Origin of the sequence: Bacillus sp. FSL W8-0183, assembly GCF_038006825.1 — a bacterium.
Taxonomy (GTDB): domain Bacteria; phylum Bacillota; class Bacilli; order Bacillales; family Bacillaceae; genus Bacillus; species Bacillus altitudinis.
Genome location: NZ_JBBOVY010000001.1, coordinates 1,834,019 through 1,849,700 on the forward strand (window position 1 = coordinate 1,834,019; position 15,682 = coordinate 1,849,700).

The window sequence follows — 15,682 nt, forward strand, 5'->3', positions numbered from 1 at the left end:
GGACATGAATCAAGAGCAAGCAATGTCTATCCTAACAAGGATTGCAGCTGCCTATCCAAGGTTTGAACTCACTACAGACGCGATCGGAAAAGAAAGAATTAAACTTTGGCTTGATCACCTAAAGGATCAACCCTATGAACAGGTTTTAAAAAAGATCGACCAGCACATTGCTGAAAAAAGATTCCCACCTGCTATCGCAGAGATCAAAATCAAACAACCAGAGCAAAATGAATTCTTAGCGAAACAGAAAGTGTGGGAACAAAATGCAAAATTTGCGAAACGTAGAAGCTGAACAGTTTTTATTAGGTTGTATCATCCTTGAGGGTGATCTGATTAAGGAAACGGCACTAGAGCCCAGACATTTTGCAGAAGAACGGCATAAGCGGATTTTCGAAGCGATGAGGGAAGTGGACAAGCTAGGTAAGCCTGTTGAATTGGCCAATATCGCTGCATCTATGGGAGACCTTTTAAATTCAATTGGAGGCTTTGAATACTTCACCAATCTTGCAAGTACTGTTCCCTCAAAACATGCTTTCGAGACCTATGAAACATTAATTTACGAGGCTTTTAGACTCAGAGATTTACAAAGTGCCGCTTTAGCTTTTGCTAATGCCCCATGCGATGAGGGGATCACAGAGCTTTATCAAAAGACCATTGAAGTGCAAGAAGTTGGAGTTAAAGCTAATCGGACGAAAATGGATGTTCTGACGGAGATATTCATGAGCATGGAAGAAGATCAAGGGGATCTTACAGGAGTCGACACTGGTCTTGCGGACTTGAACGCCATGACAGGTGGTTGGCAAAAAAGCGATTTGATAATCGTGGCTGCTCGTCCATCGATGGGAAAGACGGCTTTCGCTCTTAACCTAGGCTGTAATAATGCACTAAAGGGTGGAGTAACTGATATTTTCTCACTTGAAATGTCAGATACACAATTAACACACCGTATGTTAAGTAGCCTTGGGAGAATTGAAGGCACGAAGTGGAGGAATCCGAAAAAGTACTTTAGTGATCAAGATTATGATAGAGCCAACAAAGCTATGGGTGAATACGAAAAATTAGATATCTACATCCATGATCAGCCCACTCAAACAGTCGCAGATATCCGGTCACAGATCCGTAAAACGAAAAAGGATCATCCTGATCAAGATCATTTAGTGATCATTGATTATCTTCAGCTCATTACCCCAATCGGTAAGTTTGAGAGCAAAAACTATGAGGTTGGAGCTATTACAAAAGAGCTGAAGAATATGGCGAGAAGCTTTAATGTCCCAATCATTTTACTCTCACAACTCTCACGTGGAGTTGAACAGCGGCAAGATAAACGTCCAATGATGTCTGATCTGCGTGATTCAGGAAGCATTGAACAAGACGCTGATATCGTTACGTTCCTCTATCGTGATGATTATTACAACAAAGATAGTGAACAGAAAAACATAGTTGAAATCATCTTTGCTAAACAGCGAAATGGTGAAGTTGGAACAATAAATGCTGCCTTTATGAAAGAGTACGGAAGGTTTGTAAACTTGTCGCGGCAAATAGAAGCCGCTTTATGATACGGAGGATGAACATGTCAAATATTAATAGCAAACAGCGTCGTGAGTACCTTTTAAGCGAATTAACTCGTATTGGATATTTAGCTAGTTTGGATAAGAATCCCGAAAATTTATCACTCTATGAACTTGAAATGCTCGTCATCTCTCTCAAGAGTCAACGTGGCAGCAGGGTGTTAACATATAACGTCAGGATGGAGGCATCTGAATGAAGATAGCATTTACCATCTACGGAGAACCGGTTGCACAGGGGCGTCCAAGAGCTACTCATATGAATGGAATGACAAGGTTATACGACCCCAAGAAGTCACGAGACTTCAAACAATACGTGAAATTGGCAGCAAGTGATCACCGTCCTGATCAACTACTTACAGGCCCTCTGGAATTGAGGGTTAAAGTTTACAAATCCACCCTAAAAAGTTTTAGCAAGAAAAAGGCCGCAGCAGCCGAAAAAGGTGAGTTGAGACCAGCCAAGAAGCCTGATGTTGATAACTACATCAAAGGGATAAAAGATGGCCTAAATAAAGTCATTTGGCAGGATGATAGCCAGATAGTTGATTTACATGTAAGTAAGTTCTACAGCAGCTCACCGAGAATCGAAGTCGAAGTCTCAACTCTCACACCAACCCATGAGGAGGAACAAATATGTCTTTTGTAAATTTTGATGGATCAGTCAAGAAAGTAAATCATAAGCCTAAAGGTGTTACAGAATTGGTCCTTGAAATCTCAACGAAGGATCTAGGAAACAGCATTCAAAACCTTGCTGAAATGATTGATAACGATGTGCGTGTTGAAATTGAGAGCGATATTGTCCGCTATAACGTTCAAATCAATGCTCACACTGAGCGGCCTATCGTAAATTATCAAGTAGATCAAAGCGGCGTGGTTCACATTGCTGAGCCTGAGCCGGAACAGTTAGAGGCTGAATTGGGCTTACCAGCAGAAAAACCACAAATTGAAGAAAAGCCTATGGAAATTAAACGCGAAGTGGTAGATCAATTCATCCAAGAAGGTATGGCACCAGAGCAAGAAGGTTTCCCAGAGAATATGGCTGACATTGTGAAACGGCGCATTGAGGGTGAATCATACCGCAAATTGGCTTCAGAGCTTGAGATGTCATCCGGTGCTATCGTTGATCTAATCAATGATTACCGAGCTGCAGTGGCTCCACTCGCTGAAAAATGGTGGGATTGGAAAGAGGATCAAGCCAACGAAGCTGTGCCGATGCAAAAAGATGAAGAAGCAGCTGATGTAGATTTAGATTCCTCTCAAAGTGTGAAAGATGATTCTGGCGGGAATGATCAAAAAGAAGAGGAAGACGGTGCTGCCTAAGATGGCACGCAAACGCTCAAAACGGTGGTTCTTGCTTTATCGCAAAGAGGATGGACAGCACGTCCACCTATATGAACCACTTAAAAAATATGAACTGCTTAGTCGGATCAGAAAAGGATGGAGGATTATCAGATGAAAAACAAATTCTTAGAAGGAGACTGGATCAAAGCATCTAGGAAAGGCAAAAGAGAAACACTTAACAAAGAAGGTTATGTACTTAAAGTAGCTGAGGATGACATTTTAGTAAGGTTCCTTAGTGGTAATACCTTGGTTGTTCCAAAGTCTTGGGCTGAAAATTTGGATGATGTTCTGACTGAAGTCGATCTGAAAGCTTTGATTGATTTGTCTTTAGATTTAAGGGACGAACATCTTTTTAAAATGTGTGTACGTGATTTGCAAGCTCTTCAGGGCAAATAAAAAGAACCGAAGCACAAGGCTCCGGCTATAATGAATCTCGACAATTCATTATAACATGGGAGGCCTTGTGCATGAATATTCCTTACAAACATATAGACTCTAACGTCTCAATAGATCAGCTTTTTGAAAAAGGAGAAGTGAAAGTCATTATCCTAGATGGCCATTCCAACAATGTAGTGTTGGCTGAAACACCGCTCTATGGTAAAACGGAGATTTCGACTAGAGAAGGCAAATTCACTGGGATGAATTATAATTTCTCATACAAATTAGATTTATAAAAGAAATTTTTTGTATAAAGAGTGCAATAAAAAGAAATCCACTTGACTAATTACACTTAAAATGTAAAAATGATTTATAAATAATTAGTTTGGAGGATTCAGATGTCATTAGATGAAACAAAAGTTCCCATTTTAGATAACCACAAATCATTGATTATTAGGTCTGTAGCAGACGCTTTTAATAAGGATGTCAAAGCATTCAAAGAAGAGTTCGATTTAGAGACATATAATAATGTTAAATTCCTTAAGTGGGATTTCACTAATACAAATATAATCAGAAATTTACCACATCAAAATTTTGATTGTGTAAAAGCTAAACGTGGCCCGTGGATATTTGTTTTAATCTATGATAAAATTTCTGGCACTCTCTTTACGTTAATGCGGAAAGATCGTTTTTTTGAAATCCAAGAAAAAACAAACCGCGACAAAATACATTATATCGATGCTTTTTCGTCTATTAATAAAGATGAGAAAGCTTCAGAGGTTATTTACAAACAAATTGACATATTTGATATGGACAGTAAAGCGTGGAATAAAGAGGTTAATGTGGTTCTTGAAGATTTATTGAAACACATACCAGGTGAAGTAAAAAGATATGTTCTTCTTACTTTCAAAAATGAAAAGAATGAAATCGTTGATTTTTCAGCCCTAATCTTAACACCTTCATTAGGGATTGCGTATGAAGAAAGTTGGAATGAATTTATTCCTGCAGATTATGATCTTACAAATAGAGAGACAGAAGTCGCTGTTGATACTGAGGACGAAGATATTGATTTAACTCTCAGAGAAAATGTAGAAAAAGATACTGGTGAAAACGACATACAACTAAGAAAAACAGAAAAAGAGAAGGATTCAGATACTTAAGATTTAGACTTCTCATTAGTGGAGTGTATATATGAATAACTTAAAACAATTCAATGGAAATAGGCTTAAATCAGCGAGAGTTTATAGAGGTCTTACTATCGCTGGGCTAGCCGAGAAAGCTGGTGTTTCTAAACAGGCTATATCTCAATATGAGAATAATAAAAATACGCCTAGTTTAGAAACACTCATGCATATTATTCATTGTCTGGGATTTCCAAGGGACTATTTTTATGAGCAGGATGAAAATAATATATCTATTGGTAATACTTACTTTAGATCGATGGCAACGACAAATAAAAAAGAACATGCTGCTCAAATAGAAAAAACAAAAATACTTTCTTATATCTTTCGATACTTAGACAATTTCGTACAATTTCCAGAGCTTAATCTCCCAGCCACAACAAATAATTCTGAGATTGAAGGTCTTGCTCTTGAACTGAGAGATTATTGGGGTCTTGGACTTGAGCCTATACCCAATATGGTTAGATTGCTGGAGAAGAATGGCTTCGTTGTAACATCTTTTGCTACAAATGAAGAGAAAATTGACGCTTTTAGTCAAAGTCAAAGGTCTGATGGGAAATTGTATTATTTTATTGTTTTGGGAAATGAAAAAAAATCAGCTAGTAGAAGGCAATTTGATGCTGCCCATGAACTTGGCCACATACTACTCCATGATTGGCAATGTGATTTAGATTTAATGTCTAGAGAAGAGTTTAAACAAATTGAACAAGAAGCTAATCAGTTTGCAGCTGAATTTTTGTTGCCTAAACAATCTTTTCTTAATGATTTAATTTACCCTAATAAATTAGATTATTATGTGGAGCTGAAAAAAAAGTGGAAAGTTTCAATAGCCGCTATGGTTGTAAGAGCTTATCAATTGAATGCTCTTTCATACAATCAATATCAATATCTGATGAGGCAGATATCTAAAAAAGGTTGGAGAAGAAAAGAACCTTTAGATAACATTATAAAGGTACCAAATCCAATCCTGCTTCAGAAAGCTGTTGATATGATTTTAGCAAATGGTGTATTAACTGAAGATGAAATAGTAAAAGGTATATCTGAAAATCATTTAACATTGGATAGGAAAGAAATAGAGATACTTTTAGGATTAAAAGAAGGTACACTCACTCCCAGTCAGCAAAGTACTCCAATTATTAGCTTAAAGCCAAGCAATGATAGTGACTAATTTCTTTTATTTAGGGAGCGTGACCTCTTAGATGGAGCAACTAAGTATGTTTTCAGAAATTGATGAAAAACAAGTCCGCATTGCTTTGATCCAAGAGTTGAAATTGTATAAAGCTTTGAAAGTAAAAGTAGAAAACCTAAAGGAGCAAGAGGCACACGGTGCAACAGGCCTTTTTGCTTCTCTTAGAAACCAAGAAATTTTTAATGTACTAAAGGTGCGTCAGGTAGAAAGAGCACTAGAGTACAGCCTAGACGAAATTGAACAAGACATTATTCGCATGAAGTACCTTACTTCACGAATCGTCAAAGATCTTGAGGTATGCGAAGAGCTAGGATTAAAGAAAGATCGATATTACAAATTGAAAAAGCAAGCTACGTTTAAACTTTCGACAGCACTTGGAATCATCTGAGTGCTGTTTTTGTATCTTTATTCCTATTTAATGACAAGTTTTGTGTTGGTAAAATTGACCTTGTCAATGAATAGGAAGGAGTGAACTCTGCTGGGGAAGATACTTGATGCTAAAGCACTAACCAGTGCCATGGACGCAAGGGCGAAACATTATCAGGAACTCCGCGAACAAATGGTTGATTTAAAAAAGGCACTTCAAGGCGTGGCAAACCTGGGTGATGATTTCACTGGGAAAGGTGCGGATAACATAAAAAGTTTCTACAAAGAGCTCGCCGGAAATGTAGACATGTTTATCAGCTTCATCGATAAGCAGAAAGCCTTTCATGAAGGTGTTTCTGGGACACTTGATGATACAAACTTTGGCGGCGACACCTTTGTAGAAGAACACTTTTTAGACAACGCTGTACATATGGGAATCAAGAATGCCAAAAGCATTGTGAAGGATCAAAAAAAGGCACTCAAAACGATTTTCGAAGATATTGATGACCTCATATCTCTAGAGGTATTTGATAGTAAAACCTTTGATGAAAAGATTGCAGATGCGGAAGACGAACGAAAAAAGACGGTTAAAGATTTAATAGAGCTTGATCAAAATCTAAAAGATGAATATGCTTTGTCAGAGACGGAGCAACAAGCTACAATGGCTTTGTACTCAGAAATGATGAATGCGACAAATGACGGAAAATCCATTTCACCTATGAATTTTGACAAAAAAGCATTTCAAGATAGTGAAATCTATAAGGCAAAAAGCGATATTGAGAAGCAAACTGCTGAATATCTCAAAATCAAAAAAGAACAAGAAGAAGCCCGCGAGATTGCAAAGGAACAAGAAGCGCTTGCCAACCGTCCTTGGTATGAAAAAGCCCTTGATTATGGGGGGAACATTGTAAATGAGTTGACCGGAGTGAACGATGCAAAACGTGCCGCAACAGGTGTCGATCCGATCACAGGTGAAGAACTCACCGCAGGACAGCGAGTCGCCGCAGGCGGCATGGCAGCAGCCGGCTACATCCCAATTGTCGGTTGGGCAGGGCGCATTTTCAAAGGCGGAAAGGCTGTCTATAAAACCACCCAAGCCACATCAGCCGCAGTCAGAGCAGTCGACATCTACAAGACTTCGCAAAAATCCTTTGACGCCTTAAAAACATCTCAAAAAGGTTTATATGGCCTCACCGCAACCAACGGCTTCAGCGAAGCGATTACGGGCCGTGATATGTTTGGTAATAAGGTCTCAAAAGAACAGCAGCAAGCGAGTATGAATGCGGCGCTAGGAATGCTTTTGCCGATTGGGGCGAAAGGGATTCACAGTAAAATAGGGGTTAAGGCTACAAATAAAAACAAGTCATACGAGCAATCTAGAAATGAAGCACTGGCTTGGTTGGAGGAAAGAGGCTTTAAATCTGAAAAACAAACCTTTGGAAAGTTTGGATACACTAGAAATAAACCTATAGGTAGACAAACTGAGGACGGTAAAATAGGTTTCCGAATCGAGCATGATAGTAGGAGTGGTGCTCATATTAACGTTTGGGCTGGGAAAGAAAAGGGACCACATTTTGAATTTGATGCATCCGAAAAAACAGTGAAAAAAATACAAAAACATTTCAGATAAAGGGGTTAATTTTATTGAATACTTATGATGAAGATCTAATAAAGGATTTGGAATTAAAAGACCTTCTTAATTGTGTCAAAGTAAATAAAGATCCAGAAATTTATTTAGATTTATTAGAACAAAAATTTGAATTTGATGGTTCGAAAATAGATTGGTTGCAAACTAAAAATCATTATAGTATGAACTCAAATAATGAATCGTTACTTCCTGATGCTCTTCTATTTATAACTGAATTAAAAGAAAAATATTTAGATAATAACTTACAAGTAATTTACATAGGGGATAATCTTACAGAGTTTGGGTACCAGTTTGAATTAAAGCATATAGAAGAGTTACTAGCCTATTTTTTAGATGTCCCACAGCACCACTACTTTATATCATTAGAAGGTGATTGGTGTATGTGCATTTCTTATGAAAACTATTTGGATTTCGGTTTTAGTTTAAACCAGAAATAATTTCAAGTGTCACGTATAGTAAAAATAATAGATTTATAGTAGGAAGTAAAAAACCTTGATTGGCTTTATGCCTTTCAAGGTTTTTTGTGTTTGTTGGGCTTTAAGCCGAGAAAAAACCGACAAAAAGGGGGATAAAAAGGGGACCTTTTTTCCTAAGTGGATCATCGTATGATAGAGACAAGCAAAACGAACGTGAATATGTTGTCCAGAAGGAAGAACCTGCGGACGCTGATCATTGAGCACTCTATGTGCCTTGATTGGTGTCCGCTTTTTTATTGGGAGACGCGTCTTTCCCTTATCAATGGCGTATCTGGATACGGAACAAAGGTGTTGAGGAATGTGGCCATACGAGAGGGACATTCTGAGCCTGGATAGCAGCTGGTCTGCGGCGGCCGTATCGAGGACAGTTTTTCATTTTATTTGATGATTGACTGGACTTGGCATCCTCTCGGAGTGTAGTCATCATTTCAAAATCTATTTAAGCGAATAGCGTAAGGTGGTGCTTATTCGGCAAGGAGAGTATGAACATGAAGAACAGAGATTCTTTATCCGTAGAAACAACGAAGCAATTAAAGCGCATTGCTCCTGGTTCTAATCGAAAGAAGAAGAGCAATGCTGATCCGATAACAAAGCGAGATTGGGGAGAAATCATGGGAACGAGACGCGAAACGTAGCAACGACAAGGCGGCCGGGTCCGAAGAAAACGATGAATTTTGGGAACAGTCGTCTTTTGGGTGTATGGCTGCAGGTGCTTTGGTGAGGGATAGGAGCGCAAAAATATAAAAAGGGAGATGATGAGCATGGCATCAGGATTTGGAGTATCTGCGAATCCAACAAAAGCAAATCACAAAATCGGAGAGGATAAGGTTGTAAAAATTGCGGTGCAAAACCACAACGACTTTAGTGCTGGTCCCAACCTTATTCCACAAAGAAAGGTTAATGGGAAGTGGGTCACAATCAAAACGAATTCACCTAACCCGCTTAATCCAGGAGAAAAACAGTACGATGAATTCGGTATCAAGGAATCACTTGATAACAAGAAAGGCACTTATCGCTTTAAAGTTGATGTGGAACGTTACGATAAAAAGGGCAATCATGTTGCAACCCTTGGGACATTCTACACTAGCGAATTTTACATCAAGTAAGCAGCTGCTGCCGCCTTCAGGGCGGCAGCATTTGTTTTATAGGAGGAAACATCGATGAATATCAAAACAATCCCCGTACATAAAATTAATCCTGCACCATATCATCCCCGCATCGATCTGCAGCCAGGAGATCACGAGTACGATTCACTAAAACAATCCATAGATAAGTTTGGATACGTTGATCCGCTAATCTGGAATGAACGGACAGGTCACCTTGTAGGCGGTCATCAACGTTTCAAAGTATTGATGGAAGATAAACCGTCTGAAATTCTGGTATCAGTGGTTTCTTTAAATGACCAGGATGAAAAGGCCCTAAACGTAGCATTAAACAAAATCAGTGGCCATTGGGATGAAAACAAACTTGAAAAACTTCTAACAGAACTAAAGGATAACAATCTTGATCTAGAAACTATTGGATTTACTGAAGAAGAATATGAAGATCTATTAGACAGTGTTTCTATTGAAAATGAGATCGTGATTGTTGAGGAAGATAATTTTGATGTGCAAGAGGCACTAGACAATATAAAAGAACCAGAAACAAAGTATGGGGATGTTTGGCGGCTTGGCCGGCATACCCTAGTGTGTGGAGACGCGACAAAGATAGAGGATGTTGACCGATTGATGTCTGGCCATAAAGCAGATCTAGTCATAACTGATCCACCTTATAATGTAGCGGTGAAAAGTGATAGTAAAAAGTTAAATGATGATGGCCATGCATCAATATTAAACGATTCTATGGATGATGGTCAGTTTGATTTATTTTTAAGAGAAGTGTTCCTGAATTATTCAAGAATCATGAACGAAAAGGCAGCTATATATGTTTTTCATGCTGCTTCATATCAACGCGCTTTTGAGAATGAGATGCGTCACGCAGATATTGATATAAGATCACAGTGTATTTGGGTAAAAAACTCACCGACATTCGGATGGGCGCAATATAAATACATGCACGAACCGGTTTTCTATGCATTCAAAAAAGGCTATTCACCTAATTGGTATGGAGATAGAAAACAAGTTACTGTTTGGAGAGCTGATACCTCTGAAGAAGGAGAACCAGCAACAATTTGGGAAGTTTCCCGCGGTGATACTACAAAATATGTTCATCCTACACAGAAGCCGCTTGATCTTATTAATATCCCATTAAGTAACAGCAGCAAAAAAGGCGATCGAGTAGTAGATTTCTTCGGAGGTAGCGGATCAACTCTGATGACGTGTGAACAAACGGACAGAGAAGCCCTTCTTTTGGAGCTTGATCCTTATTTTTGCGATGTAATTAAAAAGAGATTCACTGAATTTACTGGAATTGAACCTGAGTTGGTTTCTTCTTTATAAAATAAAAAAAGAGGGTGCTGACAACACCCTCCCTTCAAAGACAGAAAGAACCTCCCTGCCTAAGAGCGTGATCAAGACGCGGCCGCGTTTGTGGGAAAATATCACGCTCTCATCCACTATTGTAATGGAGGTCAGGGAGAATGACAACAGAAAATGCAAACACACGTTCCCTTTCTGACGAAGAAAAGAAAGAAATGCTTATGATCCTTCAAGCTGAACAGGCTGAAGGTATTGATAAATCAAAAGAAAACTATCGTAAAATTGCACAAGCTTGCATCTCTCAATGGGTTAGAGACTTTAAAGCAGGAAGCATCAAGTTGTCTACTGTGGAAGATCTGAAGAAGCTCATAGAACTCGACATCGAATTACAGAAGCATGACGATATTTGAAAACAAACTCAAACTTAATTCAGTAGCTCGGAGGTGGGTGATATGTAATGGCTAGACCGAGAAATCCTAAAAGAGATCAGGCATTCCAGTTGTGGAAGGAAAGCAATGGAACCCGCTTACTGAAAGACATTGCTGAAGAGTTAGAGTGTTCCCAAACGCTTATCCGCAAATGGAAGAACCAAGACTCTTGGGATGAGAAATTGAATGGTAACGTTACTAAACCAAAAGGGAAATCCAATGGTAACGTTACTAAACGTCCTGGCGCTCCGAAAGGGAGTAAAAACGCCAGAGGTAATAAAGGAGGTAAAGCGCCACCTGGTAACCAAAATGCTAAAGGCAACAGGGGTGGCGCAGCTCCTAAAGGGAACAAAAATTCATTCAAGACCGGTGAATATGAAACGATCATGTTTGAGTACATGGATGAAAAGGAACAGAAGCTATTTACTGAAGTTGAGACCGATCCTCTGTACCAAATTGATCTATCAATACGATTATTGAGCGTTCGTGAAACAAGAATGATGCGCTTGATCACTAAATACGAGAATGGATTGACTGATAAGCAGCGGACAGTCTTGCAGCAAATGCGGAAGATGAAAGACGTTGTACAGGCTCCAGATAAAAATGGTCTGATTAAAGCTGTTCCAATAACTAATGAACGTCTAGCAGTGGTCCAGATTGAGGAGACAGATTCACCGCTGCTGGAGAAGATATTGAGCATAGAAGATGCTCTGACACGTGTGACCGCACAACGTGATAAAGCCATTAGGCAGAAAGTCGACATAATGAAAACTATGTCTGAATATGAATTGAGGCTGCGTGGTCTCGATCTCGCTAATAGAACACGAGAAGCAGAGCTGGAGCGGATCACCGCTCGACCTGTCGATGATTCTGTACAAATAACAATTAAGCGGAAGAATAAAGGTGATAGCTGATGGTTCAAATGATGGAGAAGGAAGTCAATCCACATTTTGAGGACTTTCTTTTTGATTGGGATCAAAAGTTTCAGTTCTTGGTGGGCGGTTACGGCTCATCCAAAAGCTATCATATTGCCCTGAAGCTAATTCTGAAGCTGTTAGATGAAAAGCGAACCGCTCTTGTGATTCGTGAAGTCTATGACACGCACAGAGATTCCACGTTTTCTTTATTTGAAGAGATCGTGAATGATCTAGGGACTCGATCATGTCATTCAGTGCCGCACATCACCGCTCATGCTTAAATTTCACAACGGCAGCCGGATCATCTTCAAAGGGTTGGACAAGCCAACCAAATTGAAGTCGATCAACAACATCTCGATCATATGGATTGAGGAATGTTCAGAAGTGAAGTACGAGGGATTCAAGGAGCTGCTTGGTCGTTTGCGTCACCCAACGCTGCAGCTGCACATGATCTTATCAACGAACCCTGTCGGGCAGGATAATTGGACGTACAGACATTTCTTTAAGGATGATCAAAACAACCGATTTATCCTGGATGATGAAAGGTTATATAAAGAGCGAACGATCGCTATCAACGATACGTACTATCATCATTCTACAGCTGAAGATAACTTGTTCCTTCCGGTCAGTTACATCAAGCAGCTGGACGAACTAAAGGAATACGATCCAGACCTTTATCGAATAGCTCGAAAAGGTCATTTTGGCATAAATGGAATTCGTGTGCTGCCACAATTCGAGGTGCAGCCGCATGAAGATGTGATGCTGGCCATCTCAAATATAAACCGGCCTTTACTTAGAGCGGGCATGGACTTTGGTTTCGTAGAGTCATATAACGCTTTGGTTCGACTGGCCGTCGATCACGAGAAGAAATATCTATACATCTATTGGGAGTATTATCAAAAGGGCACAACCGATGATGAAACTGTACAAGAGCTCATCGAATTTGCCAAAACAAAAGAGCTGATCAAAGCGGATGCAGCTGAACCGAAAACAATCGCATACTTCAGGAAGATGGGATACAACATGGTGGCTGCTCGCAAGTTCCAAGGATCACGCTTGCAGTACACCAAGAAGATCAAGCGGTTCAAAAAAATCATTTGTTCCGATGCATGCAAAAACACGATCTATGAGCTTCAGCCGCTCACATACAAGACAGACAAGAACGGTAACATCATAGAAGACGAGTTTAAGATTGATCCTCATACCTTATCGGCCATCTGGTATGCGCTTGATGACTATGAGGTCACCGATCTGAAAGAGAAACCAAAAGAGCGGACACGCCCGAACAGAGAAAGGAGGTCACGCTGATGAATAAAGTGAAAGCAACTGTGATCAAATCAACTGTTTCTGAAACGACCAAACAAATTCATGAGGATGGATTTAATTATGAGGCTGATGGCATTATTGAGCCGCCATACAATATCAAGGAGCTCAAACAAATAGCGGAGTATTCTACCATTCTTCAGCAATGCATTGATGCGTATAAGACCAATATTTTAGGTTTTGGTTTTGGTGTAGAATATGCCTTTGATTTTAATGCAGAAGGTGTGAAACCAGCAAAAAAGAAGGCCGCAGAGAAGGAATGGACAAGACTTGAAGAGTTTACGAAATACATGAACTATGATGAGTCAGCCGAAGTGGTTCTAGGGTATGTGATTGAAGACCGAGAGAAAACAGGAAATGGATTTGTCGAAGTGCTTCGAGATGGTATAGGGAAGCCTGCAGGCATTGAGTACCTAGATGCACAATACTTACGAGTTTGTAAGCTGAGTGATCCTGTTGATGTCGAATTCCGATACACAGAAAGTGGACAAGTGAAGTCATTGCAACGGAAGAAAAGATTCAGGAAGTATGTGCAGCAGGTCAACACTAAAAAAATTTTCTTTAAGGAATACGGTGATCCAAGGACAATGAACGCTGCTACGGGAGAATATAGCAAAGACACCCCTTCTGACCTTGTAGCAAGCGAAGTCATTCACTTTAAGATCGGCAGCGGTACATATGGTGTTCCTCGTTGGATTGGTAACATCGTCAATATGTATGGAGCGCGCAAAGCTGAAGAACTGAACTATCTGTACTTTAAACAAGGTCGCCATGTGCCGGCCGCCATCACAGTGGAAAATGGCATGCTGTCTGAATCCTCGTATGAACAGCTGCAGGAATACATGAACGGCATCGAGGGATCAGACAATGCACATAAGTTTCTTTTGTTGGAAGTTGAAGGGATTCCCAAAAAGGATGAGATATCGAACGATGAAGAGCCGGCTAATGTGAAGGTGGATATAAAATCATTGGCCGAGATTCTTCAGGAAGATGCACTCTTTTTGGAATACGATGAGAAGACGAGAAACAAGATACGTTCTTCTTTCCGTCTGCCGCCGATCTACACAGGCGAATCACAGGATTATAACAAGGCCACAGCTGACACCGCTCGAAAGACTACAGAGGAACAGGTATTTCAGCCTGAAAGAATGATCATCACTGGCAAGCTCAACACACTCTTTCTTCCTGATCTTGATCTCTGGCATGTGCGACTCATATTAAATGGTCCTGACTTTCGTGATCCGCTCGAAATCGCAAAGGTTCTTACGCCGTTTATTCAAGCAGGAGCGGTTTCACCGAATGACCTGCGTGATTTGGCTGGCCGTATTCTTGGTAAGACACTTGAAGAATGGCCAGAGGAAGAATATCACCGACCAATTGAGGCTAAGCCAAAGGCATCAACTAGCTTGCTTGATACGGTTTTTCAGAAGTCAGCAGGTTCTCAGAATGAATTGGTATCGATCCTCAAAGACCTTAGGGATGAACTAGAGGAGATCCGCAAATGAGCAAGATCGATCAACTGATAAAAAACATCAATACTTTTGTGCAAAAAGCGGAAGCAGATGAGGTTGAGGAACTCAAAGAGGCGGTGGCTGATTTCCCTGAACTACAAGACATTCCATCTTTAGTGGAGGAATACGAAAAAATCACCGCTAAATTGTTCAGATTGCAACGCAGGACATTTTTGAACGCTCTGAATGGTTTTATATCCAAGGATGATTCGGAGACGTTAGAATCAATTCTAGCGTTCTTTCAAAATGACTTGTTTGCAGCTGATGAATTTGCGGAGCTGTTTGGAAAAGAAACGGCCATTTTCTTGACGTTGACGGTCACGCAGTTGGCCGAGAAAATCATGAATTCCATCGATGCAGATATTCCCTTCAAGGTTCTATCTGACAGAACTGAAGAGTGGATTGAATCTTGGTCTCAAGAGTTGGCGCAGCTGATGCAGCTGAATACTCATGAGGCTATTGAACAAACCTTGAAAGAGGGCATAAAAGAAGGCCGGTCTATTCAGGAGATTGAATTGGAGCTGAAGGACCTTCCTGAATTCAGCCGGAAGCGCGCACGTGTGACAGCTGTAACTGAAGTGTTGACCGCTTCTTCTGTTGCTCAACATGAATCATATGTACAATCTCCAGCTGTGACGGCAAAACAATGGAAACACAGCGGCGGGAAAAAGAACCAGTCCAGAGAAAGTCATGTGCAGCTGGATGGCACGATCATCCCTTTGGATGAGGAATTCGAGATACCAGGCAGCGGAGAGCGTTGTGTGTTTCCGAGAGATACCACGCTTTCTCCCAAAGAGCGAGTAAATTGTCATTGTGCGGTTGGTCCTGTGGTTGATCCTGTTATTCTAGGGTTGTCAGCTGAGGAAAAAGAAGAAATTAGAAGAATTAATAATTTGAAACAAATCCTATCTCCTTTCGTATAAAAAGAAAAGGGGAGAGATA

At 40.1% G+C, this 15,682-nt stretch carries 19 protein-coding genes and 1 pseudogene; all 20 read left to right on the forward strand.

Annotated elements, in window-relative coordinates; genetic code table 11:
• Nucleotides 1-4 precede the first annotated feature (4 nt).
• The 20 genes and pseudogenes from NSQ64_RS09565 to NSQ64_RS09660 all read left to right on the forward strand — a co-directional run bounded on the left by NSQ64_RS09565 (nucleotide 5) and on the right by NSQ64_RS09660 (nucleotide 15,663).
• The gene (locus tag NSQ64_RS09565; RefSeq protein ID WP_075623713.1) at nucleotides 5-292 is read left to right on the forward strand and encodes a replicative helicase loader/inhibitor; all 288 of its coding nucleotides are present in this window, start codon (nucleotides 5-7) and stop codon (nucleotides 290-292) included.
• Complete coding sequence (dnaB, locus tag NSQ64_RS09570) at nucleotides 264-1,556, forward strand: replicative DNA helicase (RefSeq protein ID WP_341016147.1); 1,293 nt, start codon at nucleotides 264-266, stop codon at nucleotides 1,554-1,556. Before NSQ64_RS09565 ends, dnaB begins: the two co-directional genes overlap by 29 nt.
• Before the next feature lie 14 nt (nucleotides 1,557-1,570).
• Complete coding sequence (locus tag NSQ64_RS09575) at nucleotides 1,571-1,765, forward strand: hypothetical protein (RefSeq protein WP_101677353.1); 195 nt, start codon at nucleotides 1,571-1,573, stop codon at nucleotides 1,763-1,765.
• The gene (locus NSQ64_RS09580) at nucleotides 1,762-2,211 is read left to right on the forward strand and encodes a RusA family crossover junction endodeoxyribonuclease (RefSeq protein ID WP_341016154.1); all 450 of its coding nucleotides are present in this window, start codon (nucleotides 1,762-1,764) and stop codon (nucleotides 2,209-2,211) included. Before NSQ64_RS09575 ends, NSQ64_RS09580 begins: the two co-directional genes overlap by 4 nt.
• On the forward strand, nucleotides 2,199-2,885 hold the full coding sequence (locus NSQ64_RS09585) for a hypothetical protein (RefSeq protein ID WP_176966937.1): 687 nt from the start codon (nucleotides 2,199-2,201) through the stop codon (nucleotides 2,883-2,885). Before NSQ64_RS09580 ends, NSQ64_RS09585 begins: the two co-directional genes overlap by 13 nt.
• Before the next feature lie 132 nt (nucleotides 2,886-3,017).
• On the forward strand, nucleotides 3,018-3,302 hold the full coding sequence (locus NSQ64_RS09590) for a hypothetical protein (protein ID WP_341016157.1): 285 nt from the start codon (nucleotides 3,018-3,020) through the stop codon (nucleotides 3,300-3,302).
• A 71-nt stretch (nucleotides 3,303-3,373) separates the two neighbouring features.
• A complete protein-coding gene (locus NSQ64_RS09595) occupies nucleotides 3,374-3,580 on the forward strand; it encodes an XtrA/YqaO family protein (protein ID WP_326241646.1) in 207 nt (68 codons plus the stop codon).
• Nucleotides 3,581-3,682: 102 nt separating this feature from the next.
• Nucleotides 3,683-4,444 (forward strand): DUF5986 family protein, encoded by a 762-nt coding sequence (locus tag NSQ64_RS09600; RefSeq protein WP_326241645.1) that lies wholly within the window; start codon nucleotides 3,683-3,685, stop codon nucleotides 4,442-4,444.
• A gap of 31 nt (nucleotides 4,445-4,475) precedes the next feature.
• Nucleotides 4,476-5,633: a helix-turn-helix domain-containing protein gene (locus NSQ64_RS09605; RefSeq protein ID WP_341016161.1), complete on the forward strand. Its 1,158-nt coding sequence runs from the start codon at nucleotides 4,476-4,478 to the stop codon at nucleotides 5,631-5,633.
• Nucleotides 5,634-5,679: 46 nt separating this feature from the next.
• Nucleotides 5,680-6,042: an ArpU family phage packaging/lysis transcriptional regulator gene (locus NSQ64_RS09610; RefSeq protein WP_341016164.1), complete on the forward strand. Its 363-nt coding sequence runs from the start codon at nucleotides 5,680-5,682 to the stop codon at nucleotides 6,040-6,042.
• 87 nt (nucleotides 6,043-6,129) lie between these two features.
• Nucleotides 6,130-7,650, forward strand: coding sequence for a T7SS effector LXG polymorphic toxin (locus NSQ64_RS09615; protein ID WP_341018272.1), 1,521 nt, complete (start codon nucleotides 6,130-6,132; stop codon nucleotides 7,648-7,650).
• Nucleotides 7,651-7,664: 14 nt separating this feature from the next.
• Nucleotides 7,665-8,105 carry a rhs-associated protein gene (locus NSQ64_RS09620; protein WP_341016167.1) on the forward strand — a complete coding sequence of 147 codons (441 nt, stop codon included), beginning with the start codon at nucleotides 7,665-7,667 and terminating at the stop codon, nucleotides 8,103-8,105.
• A 527-nt stretch (nucleotides 8,106-8,632) separates the two neighbouring features.
• On the forward strand, nucleotides 8,633-8,779 hold the full coding sequence (locus NSQ64_RS09625) for a hypothetical protein (RefSeq protein WP_341016168.1): 147 nt from the start codon (nucleotides 8,633-8,635) through the stop codon (nucleotides 8,777-8,779).
• Nucleotides 8,780-8,905: 126 nt separating this feature from the next.
• Nucleotides 8,906-9,250 (forward strand): structural protein, encoded by a 345-nt coding sequence (locus NSQ64_RS09630; RefSeq protein ID WP_341016171.1) that lies wholly within the window; start codon nucleotides 8,906-8,908, stop codon nucleotides 9,248-9,250.
• 54 nt (nucleotides 9,251-9,304) lie between these two features.
• On the forward strand, nucleotides 9,305-10,582 hold the full coding sequence (locus NSQ64_RS09635; RefSeq protein WP_341016173.1) for a site-specific DNA-methyltransferase: 1,278 nt from the start codon (nucleotides 9,305-9,307) through the stop codon (nucleotides 10,580-10,582).
• A 140-nt stretch (nucleotides 10,583-10,722) separates the two neighbouring features.
• Nucleotides 10,723-10,971 (forward strand): hypothetical protein, encoded by a 249-nt coding sequence (locus NSQ64_RS09640; protein WP_341016175.1) that lies wholly within the window; start codon nucleotides 10,723-10,725, stop codon nucleotides 10,969-10,971.
• A 47-nt stretch (nucleotides 10,972-11,018) separates the two neighbouring features.
• A complete protein-coding gene (terS, locus tag NSQ64_RS09645; protein ID WP_341016178.1) occupies nucleotides 11,019-11,903 on the forward strand; it encodes a phage terminase small subunit in 885 nt (294 codons plus the stop codon).
• Between the two features lie 11 nt (nucleotides 11,904-11,914).
• A pseudogene (locus NSQ64_RS09650) lies at nucleotides 11,915-13,214 on the forward strand (PBSX family phage terminase large subunit).
• On the forward strand, nucleotides 13,214-14,734 hold the full coding sequence (locus tag NSQ64_RS09655; protein WP_341016181.1) for a phage portal protein: 1,521 nt from the start codon (nucleotides 13,214-13,216) through the stop codon (nucleotides 14,732-14,734). Before NSQ64_RS09650 ends, NSQ64_RS09655 begins: the two are co-directional and overlap by 1 nt.
• Entirely contained in the window at nucleotides 14,731-15,663 is a 933-nt protein-coding gene (locus NSQ64_RS09660; protein WP_341016185.1) for a phage minor head protein, read from the forward strand. The genes NSQ64_RS09655 and NSQ64_RS09660 overlap by 4 nt, the downstream gene beginning before the upstream one ends.
• Nucleotides 15,664-15,682 lie beyond the last annotated feature (19 nt).